The organism is Halorubrum sp. SS7 (assembly GCF_005435055.1).
Lineage (GTDB): Archaea > Halobacteriota > Halobacteria > Halobacteriales > Haloferacaceae > Halorubrum > Halorubrum salinarum.
The window spans coordinates 1-209 of record NZ_SGXV01000812.1 but is presented as its reverse complement, the minus strand read 5'-3'; the positions used below and the strand labels follow the sequence as shown (position 1 = coordinate 209).

Annotated in this window: 1 protein-coding gene; it reads right to left on the bottom strand. The window is 67.0% G+C overall.

Annotated elements, in window-relative coordinates; translation table 11 throughout:
* A partial coding sequence (locus tag EXE44_RS19990; RefSeq protein ID WP_158293535.1) for an amidohydrolase family protein occupies window positions 1–209 on the bottom strand: 209 nt, incomplete at both ends.

Below are 209 nucleotides of genomic sequence, written 5' to 3'. Positions count from 1 at the left end.
GGTCTCGATCGGCGAGTGCGACGGCGCGGTCATGAAGTCGTCGGCGTCGAACATGACGAGGTCGGCGCGCTTGCCGGGCGTGATCGTCCCGATCTCGTCGTCGAGGCCGAGCGCCTTCGCGCCCTCGATGGTGGCCATTTCGAGGGTATCGCGCGCGGAGATGCTCACCTCGGTGACCTCCTCGTCGCCCTCTAACACCGCCTGGTTGT